A 4,948-nucleotide genomic window follows, 5' to 3' on the forward strand; every position below is an offset into this window, starting at 1 on the left:
GCACCGCCAGCAAAGGCACACTCAACCCATACAGGATCCCGACGATGTTGTCTGATCAAACGCGAATGTCTATCGCAAAGTCAGAAACACCTCACACGCCGCTTGACTTTTAACAGAAATAGGAGCATCAACTACCGACCACTCAACCCGCAACAGCTAGAAGCCCCTCACCCGAGAGCCGACGGCGTGCGTCTCCATCGCGTGACGGGTCGCGCGGAAACGATGGGGCCGGCGGAGAGAACCCCGCCATCGAGAACCGGGCCGTTCCACCCGTGACGCGGGGCCGGCCATGGCGACCAGGATCGCTCCCGAAGTCGACCCTGACGGCATCCGCGAGGACGCGCTGTTGCGCATCCGGGTGGACCTCGACTCCATGGCCTGGCGCAACGGCCGGGGCGGCATCCACGGCCGGCTCCGCGTGCACATCCCCACGTGGCATACCCACGTGGGGATACCCCCGAGTCGGACCACGCGTCGCTGCGCACGCCGGCCGACGTGGTCGGAAGCGCGAAAGCCGAACGTGGCGGGGCGTCCAACGGCCCCGCGGGACGGGACCAACGTCCCTAGTCGTCAACGCTGCTGCTTTCTACCCTCGAGGGCAGGCGGGACCGGGCGAGAGGTTGACGTCATGGGCAAGACGCCGGACACCGAGATTCTCCGCGGGGCGGTGCGGTTGGCGTGCCGCGCCCCGTCGGTGCACAACAGCCAGCCGTGGCGATGGGTCGCCGGCAACGGCGTGGTGCACCTGTACCTGGATCGCCGGCGCATGGTGCCGGGCACGGACCGTTCGGGCCGGCAGGCGCTGATCAGCTGCGGCGCCGTGCTCGATCACTTCCGGGTCGCGATGCTGGCCGCGGGTTGGCGCGCGGTCGTCGACCGGTTCCCCAGCCCGGGGGACCCCGACCGTTTGGCGTCGATCGAGTTCCGTTCCGTCGACCACGTCGCCAAGTCTCAGCGCGACCACGCCGCGGCGATCCTGCACCGCAGAACCGACCGGCTCCCGCTGGGACAGCCCACCTACTGGAACATCTTCGAACCCAGCCTGCGCGGCGTCATCGCCGACGGCCCCGTGCGGCTCGACGTGCTCTCCGACGACGTGCGTCCGCTGCTGGCCAGGGCGTCACAGCTCAGCGGGTTGCTGCGCCGCGACGATTCCTCCTATCACGCCGAACTCGATTGGTGGACTTCACCGTTCGCGCTGACCGAGGGGGTGCCGCCCAGCGCGCTGGCCTCCGAGAAGGAACACCGCCGGGTCGATGTGGGACGCGAGTTCCCCGCACGCGGCCACGGGGACCGGCGCCCGGAGGTCGGGGCGGACTGGTCGAAGATTCTCGTGGTGTCCTCCGCTGAGGACACCGGAAAGGACGCGTTGCGGTGCGGCGAGGCGTTGTCGACGGTCCTGCTGGAATGCACGCTGGCGTTCCTGGCGACGTGCACGCTGACGCATCTGATCGAGTTGGACGAAAGCCGCGACATCGTGCGCCGCCTGCTCGACGAGCAGGGCCAGCCGCAGCTGCTGATCCGCGCCGGGATTGCACCGCGCATGGAGTTCCCACCGCCTCCCACACCGCGGCGCCCGGTGGACGAGGTACTCGAGATCCGCTGACCCGGCGTGGGCCGCTCTTTTCGGATACGGCCCTTTTTCGGATACGGCCCCAGCGAACCAAACCGCGATACCCGATGCGGGGTGGTTCGTGGGAAACTCGTGCGCGGTAGTTGCTTACGTCGAGGCATTCGGCCACCCGGGCACTGCGTGGCAACGCCGGTCCCCGGCACCGGCCAACCGGGCGAACAACTTTGGTCCCTGCGGCGCGGGACCTTCGGCCGGCGTCCGCGGCGCACCGCGCGGCTAGCATCGGGGACACAGCCGTGTCGACGAAGGGGATGGCCGATGTCAATGATCGATGATGGGGTCAGCATCCTGCCGGAGAGCGAATGCTGGGACCTGATGGCCGGTGTGACGCTGGGGCGGCTGGTAACCAGCGTCGACGGCCAGCCCGAGATCTTCCCGGTCAATTACGTCGTGCAGCGCCGCAGCGTGCTGTTCCGCACCGCCGAAGGCACCAAGCTGGTCAGCACCGTGATCAACAACGACGTGCTTTTCGAGGTCGACGACCACAACGTCGCCGAGGGCTGGAGCGTGATCATCCGGGGCACCGCCCGGTCGCTGCGCACGAACGAGGAGATCGAGGACGCCGAGCGCGCCCAGGTGTTGCCGTGGACGACGTCGGAGAAGTCGCACTATGTGCGGGTCATCCCCCGGCGTGTCACGGGCCGCCGTTTCCGGTTCGGCGGGCCGCCCCGCCAGGACCGCTCCTGAGCCGGCGCGGGCGCGGCAGGAACTCCAGGGACAGCAGCACGATCAGCGCGGAAGGGATGTGGCGCGCGCACAGCACCACGTAGCGCCGCTCCCCCAGCGCATGGAACTTGCACAGGTAGCGGTAGAGGGACTCCAGCCGGATCAGCGGATCCAGCAGATGGATCAGGCGGTAGGCGACGCGCTGCGCCACGGTCGGGCGGGTCGCGTCGAAGATTTCCGGGAACGACGCGAAGGCCAGCGAAAGGCGTTGGGCACCATGGGCTCGCGCGTCGAGGATCATGTCGACGCTGAGCCGCTCGTCGACGCCGTTGGGCGCGTCGGGGCGGCGGTAGGGCACGTCGAGGGACACCTCCGAACCGTGCCCGGCCGTGGCGTACCGGTGGAAGGCCACCACTCGCCCGTCCCGGTCGCGGGCGACGGCGAGCCTGATCCCGGGGAAGCGGCCCTGCAGGGCCCCGTCGAGGTTCATGCAGAAGCCGCGTTCGGTGCGTGCGACGCGGTGCGCCGAATACAACACCTCGGTGAGCTGGGCGGTCAGCGGGCCGTCGAGGTGTTGTTCGTCGACGATCTCGGTGGTGACCCCGCCGTTGCGGGTGCGCTGCACCGCTTGGCGCAGGTTGCGGAATCGCCGGCCCCGCAGGTTGAACCGGCCGACGTCGACGACGACGTCGTGCCCGATCGGCACGGCCAGCACCGGCGCGCTCACCGCCCCGCCGCGCCACAGCTCCAGCCGCCGCTGGCCCGCGGCCAGCACGATGATGCGCCAGCCCCGCTCGCGGCAGCTGCGCACGAAGTCGGCGACCAGGTCGCCGAACCGGTCTTCGTCGCCGATCGGGTCGCCGCTGACCACGGCGAATCCGAGCCGGGCGCGGTAGGCGATGGCCGCGGTCTTCTCGGCGTTGAAGTGATAGCTCTTGCCCGAGTGCATGGCGAAGGGCGCCAACGCATCCCCGTGGGTGGCGTCGACCAGCGTCCAGACCTGCTCGAGCAATTCGGGCTGGGGGCGCACCGTGGTGGGCCACATGAGGGCCGCCCCGGCGCCGGCGACCAGCAGGTTGCCGGGCAGCGCGAACGACAGGAAGTGCGCGCACAGCCCGCCGGCCACCGCGCCGGCCGCCGCCCAGGCATGCCCGGTGGTGACCGGCCGGCCCAGGAAGATGCCCCGCGCGATCAGCGCGACCGCGCCGAGCAACGCCAACGACCACCCGAACCGGCCGGGGCTGACCCGGCCGTCGCCGAGGTAGTGGCGCGCGGCCAGCACCGTCGTCCAGCCGAGCACGCACGCCAGCAGCACCACGCTGCCGATGCGGGCCGCCGGGACGTCGGCGCTGACCAGCACCCGTTCCCGGCCGCGCACCGAAGCGGGGCGCCCGCCGTCCCGCCTGACCTTCATGCCGTGTTCGCTCCCCGGGTAGCCGGTGCCCGCGCACCAGAGGGTTCACGCTAATTGGCGCCCGGGCCCGTCCGCGAGAGCCGTTCGTCCTCAGGTCGGCACGTCGTGTTCGGCGACCAAGGTCCTTCCGTCGTGGGACTTCGGTCCCTCGCCCCCGGGCCCGCGCGCGTGCTGCGATGTCGGGATATGAACGCGCAGCGCGGGGGTGGAGGACCGAGCGTGGGCATCGCACTGTCGACGAGCTTGGCAACCGGATTCGACGACGCGGTGGCCCGCACCCGAAAAGCGCTGGCAGATCAGGGTTTCGGCGTGCTGACCGAGATCGACGTCGCCGCGACCGTCAAGGCCAAGCTCGACGTGGACATGGAGGACTACCTGATCCTCGGCGCGTGCAACCCGGTGCTGGCCCATCGGGCGATCGGCCTGGAACGGGAGATCGGGCTGCTGCTGCCCTGCAACGTGGTGGTCCGCGCCGACCCGGACGCCCCGGGGATCGTCATCATCGAGGGCATGAACCCGGCCGTGTTGGTCCAGGTCACCGGCAACAAGGAGCTGGTGGCCGTCGCCGACGAGGTCACCGCGAAGCTGGGCGCCGCGATCGGTTCGCTGTCGGGCGGCTGACCTCGTTCACGACCTGCTCGACCACGCGTGGCACGGCCGCCGCGACCCGGGGAGTCAGGCCGGGCCCGTGCCCGACGTCGGCGGCGTCGACGGTGAACACCACCACCGCGCCGGGCACCCGTCCGAGCGCCCGGCCCAGCGCATGGGCCCCCGCGACGTCGAGGCCGTGCGAACTCAGGCCCGCCCCGGTGTCCAGGTCGCCCAGCGCGCAGCGGCGGACGCGGCCCGGCACCGCCGGGGTGGTGACGACGGCGTCGATCACCACCGCCAGGTCCCGGCCCGACCACGCCTCGATCAGGTCCATGGGGTCCGAGATCGCCGCGCGGACCTCGACGCCGGGCAACGCGAGCCGCTCGAACGCCGCCGCGGCGGCGACGCCCACGCCGTCGTCGCGCCGGTAGGCGTTGCCCAGGCCGAGCACGACGACGCCGGCGCTCACCGCCCGTCCACCGTCAGGGTCAAAAAGTGCGCCGAACACGAGATGCAGGGATCGTGGCTGCGGATCACCCGTTCGCACAGGGTGGTCAGCGCGGCGTCGTCGAGCGCGAGGTTGCCGGCCACGACACCGGCCAGGTCGGCTTCGATCGCGGCCTGGTTCTGGGAGGTGGGCGGGA

5 protein-coding genes and 1 pseudogene are annotated in these 4,948 nt (G+C 70.8%); 3 read left to right on the top strand and 3 right to left on the bottom strand.

The annotated features are described in order from the left end of the window. The first annotated feature begins 628 nt into the window (after positions 1-628). Positions 629-1,606 carry an Acg family FMN-binding oxidoreductase gene (locus AC2VOR_RS08025; protein ID WP_486963552.1) on the top strand — a complete coding sequence of 326 codons (978 nt, stop codon included), beginning with the start codon at positions 629-631 and terminating at the stop codon, positions 1,604-1,606. 285 nt (positions 1,607-1,891) lie between these two features. Beyond that, complete coding sequence (locus AC2VOR_RS08030) at positions 1,892-2,320, top strand: pyridoxamine 5'-phosphate oxidase family protein (RefSeq protein WP_369739930.1); 429 nt, start codon at positions 1,892-1,894, stop codon at positions 2,318-2,320. On the opposite strand, the gene AC2VOR_RS08035 is transcribed toward AC2VOR_RS08030, so the two are convergent. Next, positions 2,268-3,713, bottom strand: a complete 1,446-nt coding sequence (locus tag AC2VOR_RS08035) for a bifunctional lysylphosphatidylglycerol flippase/synthetase MprF (protein ID WP_369739932.1) — start codon at positions 3,711-3,713, stop codon at positions 2,268-2,270. The genes AC2VOR_RS08030 and AC2VOR_RS08035 overlap by 53 nt on opposite strands. Before the next feature lie 219 nt (positions 3,714-3,932). Between AC2VOR_RS08035 and AC2VOR_RS08040 the strand changes: the two genes are divergently transcribed. After that, entirely contained in the window at positions 3,933-4,334 is a 402-nt protein-coding gene (locus AC2VOR_RS08040; RefSeq protein ID WP_369739933.1) for a DUF302 domain-containing protein, read from the top strand. Here the strand turns inward: AC2VOR_RS08040 and AC2VOR_RS08045 are convergent. Both AC2VOR_RS08045 and AC2VOR_RS08050 read right to left on the bottom strand, forming a co-directional pair. After that, positions 4,288-4,773 (bottom strand): hydrogenase maturation protease, encoded by a 486-nt coding sequence (locus tag AC2VOR_RS08045; RefSeq protein ID WP_369739934.1) that lies wholly within the window; start codon positions 4,771-4,773, stop codon positions 4,288-4,290. The genes AC2VOR_RS08040 and AC2VOR_RS08045 overlap by 47 nt on opposite strands. After that, a pseudogene (locus AC2VOR_RS08050) lies at positions 4,770-4,948 on the bottom strand (Ni/Fe hydrogenase subunit alpha); the annotation flags it as partial. The gene AC2VOR_RS08045 and the pseudogene AC2VOR_RS08050, both read right to left, overlap by 4 nt.

The sequence above is a fragment of the Mycobacterium sp. TH-M103 genome, from assembly GCF_057473785.1.